This window comes from Pseudomonas sp. P5_A2_2 (genome assembly GCF_054177685.1).
The window spans coordinates 1-4522 of record NZ_JBGCUL010000343.1 but is presented as its reverse complement, the minus strand read 5'-3'; the positions used below and the strand labels follow the sequence as shown (position 1 = coordinate 4522).

General features: G+C 64.0%; 6 protein-coding genes. All 6 read left to right on the top strand.

Annotation, left to right across the window (positions count from 1 at the left end):
• The coding region (locus tag ACXRVY_RS17895; RefSeq protein WP_458237892.1) for an acyl-CoA dehydrogenase family protein at positions 1-676 on the top strand (676 nt) is incomplete at its 5' end.
• Complete coding sequence (locus ACXRVY_RS17890) at positions 673-1866, top strand: acyl-CoA dehydrogenase family protein (protein WP_458237891.1); 1194 nt, start codon at positions 673-675, stop codon at positions 1864-1866. The genes ACXRVY_RS17895 and ACXRVY_RS17890, both read left to right, overlap by 4 nt.
• Before the next feature lie 13 nt (positions 1867-1879).
• Positions 1880-2662, top strand: coding sequence for an SDR family oxidoreductase (locus ACXRVY_RS17885; RefSeq protein WP_223462627.1), 783 nt, complete (start codon positions 1880-1882; stop codon positions 2660-2662).
• Positions 2663-2664: 2 nt separating this feature from the next.
• Complete coding sequence (locus ACXRVY_RS17880; protein WP_223462628.1) at positions 2665-3123, top strand: MaoC family dehydratase; 459 nt, start codon at positions 2665-2667, stop codon at positions 3121-3123.
• Positions 3124-3152: 29 nt separating this feature from the next.
• On the top strand, positions 3153-4355 hold the full coding sequence (locus ACXRVY_RS17875) for an acetyl-CoA C-acyltransferase (RefSeq protein ID WP_223462629.1): 1203 nt from the start codon (positions 3153-3155) through the stop codon (positions 4353-4355).
• Positions 4356-4522: nuclear transport factor 2 family protein (locus ACXRVY_RS17870; RefSeq protein WP_458237893.1), on the top strand; the 167-nt coding region annotated here is incomplete at its 3' end.

Sequence of the window (4522 nt, the reverse complement as noted above, 5' to 3'; positions counted from 1 at the left end):
GATCATTGCTGCACGACACCCCGGAACCACTGGCGAAAAGGGCATCAGCCTGTTTGCCGTGAACGCCATGAACGCAGGCATCGAACGACAGATGCTGCCGACCATGGACCAGACCCGGCGTCAGGCGCGGATCCAGCTCAAGGGCCTGTACCTTGAAACTGATGCGTTGCTGGGTGAGTTCGGTAACGGCTGGCCGCACCTTGAGCGAGTCCTGCAACTGGCCTGCATCGGCCTGGCCGCCGAGCAGACCGGCGGCGCGCAGCAGGTGCTCGACCTCAGCGTGGCCTACATGCAGGAACGCCAGCAGTTCGGTCGCCCGATTGCCAGTTTCCAGGCCCTCAAGCACCGCGCCGCCGACATGATGCTGCAAGTCGAATGCGCCCGTTCGGCCAGCTATTACGCCGCGTGCGTGGCCCAGGAAGTCCTCGACCCGCAGGGGGATCCGCAGGTTGCGGCCGAACTGCCGCTGGCGGCGGCGCTGGCCAAGGCGCAGTGCTCTGAAACCTATTTCCATTGCGCGTGCGAATCGATCCAGTTGCATGGCGGAGTCGGTTTCACCTGGGAATACGACCCGCACCTCTACTTCAAGCGCGCCCGCGCCAGCGAGAGTTTCCTCGGGCTACCGGCCTGGCATCGCGAGCGCATTGCTTCGGTGATTCTGGGAGAGCAGCCATGAAAATCAGTTTCAGCGAGCAGGACGAACGCTTCCGTCGGGAAGTTGCCGACTGGATGAGCGCCAACCTCTGCGGCAAGTTCGAAGCCCTGCGTTTTCGCGGCGGTCCGGGCGACGAGCACATGTTTCCCGAAGAACGCAAAGCCTGGGAGCGCAAACTCGCCGAGGGCGGCYGGACCTGCGTCGGCTGGGCGCCGGAGCACGGCGGGCGCGGCCTGTCGATCACCCAGCAGGTGATCTTTAACGAAGAGTACGCCCGCGCCGGCGGCCCCGGCCGCATGGGCCATATCGGCGAAGGCCTGGCCGGGCCGACCGTTGCCGCCTTTGGCACGGTCGAACAGCAACAGCGCTTCTTGCCGGGGATCGTCAGCGGTACGTCGTTCTGGTGCCAGGGCTATTCAGAGCCGGGCGCCGGTTCCGATCTGGCCAACGTCAAGACCCGCGCCACGCTGGATGAAGCGACCGGCCAATGGCTGATCAACGGGCAAAAAGTCTGGACGTCCCTGGCCCATGAATCGGATTGGTGCTTTGTCATCGCCCGCACCGAACCGGGCAGCATCGGCCATCGCGGCCTGTCGTTCCTGCTGGTGCCGATGGCCCAGACGGAAATCACCGTACGACCGATCGAGCAACTGACCGGCACCTCGGAATTCAACGAAGTGTTCTTCGACGATGCTCGCACCGACGCCGCCAACATCATCGGCGCACCGGGCGAAGGCTGGAAGATCGCCATGGCGCTGCTGGGCTTTGAGCGTGGTGTCTCGACCCTCGGCCAGCAGATGCAGTTCCAGAACGAGCTCAACGAAATCATCGCCATCGCCAAGTCCAATGGCGCCGACCGCGACCCGATCCTGCGTCAGCGCCTGGCCGAAGCCTGGAGCGGGTTGCGGATCATGCGCTACAACTCGCTGCGCATGCTCTCGGGTAGTCAGGACGGTTCGCTGCGCAAAGAGGCGACCATCTACAAGCTGTTCTGGTCGACCTGGCACGCCAGCCTCGGCAAGTTGGCGATGGACGTCCTCGGTGCCGAGGCGGAATTGCTCGAAGCCGCGCCTTACCAGTTGACCCGATTGCAGTCGCTGTATCTGTTCAGCCGCGCCGACACCCTCTACGGCGGCAGCAACGAAATCCAGCGCAACATCATCGCCGAGCGTGCCTTGGGCATGCCCAAAGAGCCGCGTCCGCGCGCCTGAAAGGAGAGAGTTCATGTCTGTACCTCAATATGTTGAAGGGCGCGGTTTGCTGCGCGGCAAGTCGGTACTGATCACCGCCGCCGCCGGTGCCGGGATCGGTTTTTCCGCCGCCGTGCGTGCCGCCGAAGAAGGCTGCCGTGCGTTGATGATCAGCGATATCCATGAAGGCCGGTTGACCGAAGCGGTGCTGAAGATCCGCGAAACCACCGGGCTGCAGCAGGTCTTCGGCCAGGTCTGCAACGTCGCCGACGAAGCTCAGGTGCAACAGCTGATCGCCTGCGCCGAGCGTGATCTGCAAGGCGTCGACGTGCTGATCAACAACGCCGGCCTCGGCGGCTCGCGCCTGCTGGTGGAGATGGGCGACGAAGAATGGAACCGGGTGTTGGATGTAACGCTCACCGGCACCATGCGCATGACTCGCGCCATGCTGCCGAAAATGATGGAGCGGCGTGCCGGGGTGATCGTCAACAACGCCTCGGTGCTGGGCTGGCGCGCGCAGAAAGAACAGTCGCACTACGCCGCCGCCAAAGCTGGCGTGATGGCGCTGACCCGCTGCGCAGCGGTCGAGGCCGCCGACTACGGCATCCGCATCAACGCGGTCAGCCCGAGCATTGCCCTGCACGATTTCCTGCGCAAATCCGCGCCCCAGGCGGTGCTCGATCAACTGGCCGCCAACGAAGCGTTCGGCCGCGCCGCCGAAGTCTGGGAAGTGGCCAACGTGATGATGTTCCTGGCCAGTGACTACAGCTCCTACATGACCGGCGAAGTGTTGTCGGTGTCCAGCCAGAGGGCGTGACCATGCCACGAATTTTCGACACGCCGATGGCCTTGTTCGACGCCGTGGGTCAAGAGCTCGGTGTCAGCGAATGGCTGCTGCTGGAGCAGGACCGCATCGACCAGTTCGCCGACGCCACGGGCGATCACCAGTGGATTCACGTCGATCCGCTCAAGGCCGCCAGCGGCCCGTTTGGCGCCTGCATTGCCCATGGCTACCTGAGCCTGTCACTGGTCAATCTGTTCTTGCCGCAGATCGTCGAAGTCCGTGGTCTGGCCATGGGCGTCAACTACGGCTGCGAGCGGGTGCGCTTTCCCTCGGTGGTGCGCGTCGGTTCGCGGGTGCGCGGTAGTGCACAACTGATCGCGGTCGAGGAAGTGAAGGGCGGCGTACAGGCGACCGTCCGCGTCAGCGTCGAAATCGACGGCGAGGAACGTCCTGGCTGCGTGGTCGACACCATCAGTCGCTATTACCCGGCCTGACCTTCAACAGCATTTTCGAGGAACTGAACATGAAAGAAGCCGTCATCGTTTCCACCGCCCGCACTCCGATCGGCAAGGCCTTTCGCGGTGCGTTCAATGACACCGAAGCGCCGCAACTGGGCGGCCACGTGGTGCGCGAAGCCGTGCGCCGTGCCGGCATCGAGCCGGGTGAAGTGGACGACGTGATTATCGGCGCCGCGGCGCAGCAGGGCACACAGTCCTATAACCTGGGCCGCCTGTGCGCGATTGCCGGTGGCTTGCCGGCGTCGGTTGCCGGGATGGCGGTCGAACGCCAGTGCTCGTCGGGCCTGATGAGTATCGCCATGGCGGCCAAAGGCATCATGTGCGACGAAATCGACATCGCCGTGGCCGGTGGCCTGGAGTCGATTTCCCTGGTGCAGAACAAGCACAAGAACCTGTATCGCAACCAGTCGGGTTCGGTGATCGAGCTGGACCCGCACGCCTATATCCCGATGATCGAAACCGCCGAGATCATCTGCGCACGTTATGGCATCTCCCGCGACGAGCAGGACGAATACAGCTATCAGAGCCAGCTGCGTACCGCACAGGCCCAGAGCGCCGGGCGCTTCGACCGCGAACTGGCACCGCTGACCAGCCGCCAGATGATCGTCGACAAGGCCACGGGCGAAACCCGCCATGAGTCCGTCACTTTGCTGCGCGACGAGTGCAACCGCATCGACACCAGCCTCCAGAGCCTGAAGGCACTGGAGCCGGTATGGCCGGGCGGTCAGTGGAGCGACAAGGGGCGTTTCATCACCGCCGGCAATGCCTCGCAGCTGTCCGACGGTGCGTCGGCCTCGGTGTTGATGAGTGCGAAAATGGCCGAGAAGCGTGGCCTGGAACCGCTGGGGATCTATCGCGGCATGGCCGTCGCCGGCTGCAACTCCGACGAGATGGGCATCGGCCCGGTGTACGCCATTCCCAAGCTGCTCAAGCGCCACGGCCTGACCATGGATCACATCGGTCTGTGGGAGTTGAACGAAGCGTTCGCCTGCCAGGTGCTGTACTGCCGCGACACCCTGGGCATTCCGGCCGAACGCCTGAACGTCAACGGCGGAGCGATCTCCATCGGCCATCCGTTCGGCATGTCCGGAGCGCGGATGGTCGGCCATGCGCTGGTCGAAGGCCAGCGTCGCGGTTTGCGTTATGTGGTGGTGAGCATGTGCATCGGTGGCGGCATGGGTGCTGCTGCTCTATTCGAGGTGGTCTGAATGATTAGCGCTCAACATATCCAGGCGACCATGGCCCGTTACGTGGAGCTGGTGGATGTCGGCGACATCGAGGGCATCCTCGCGCTATACGCCGAAGACGCCACCGTTGAAGACCCGGTCGGCCAGGTGCCGTTGCAGGGCATCGACGCCATCGCGCGCTTTTACCG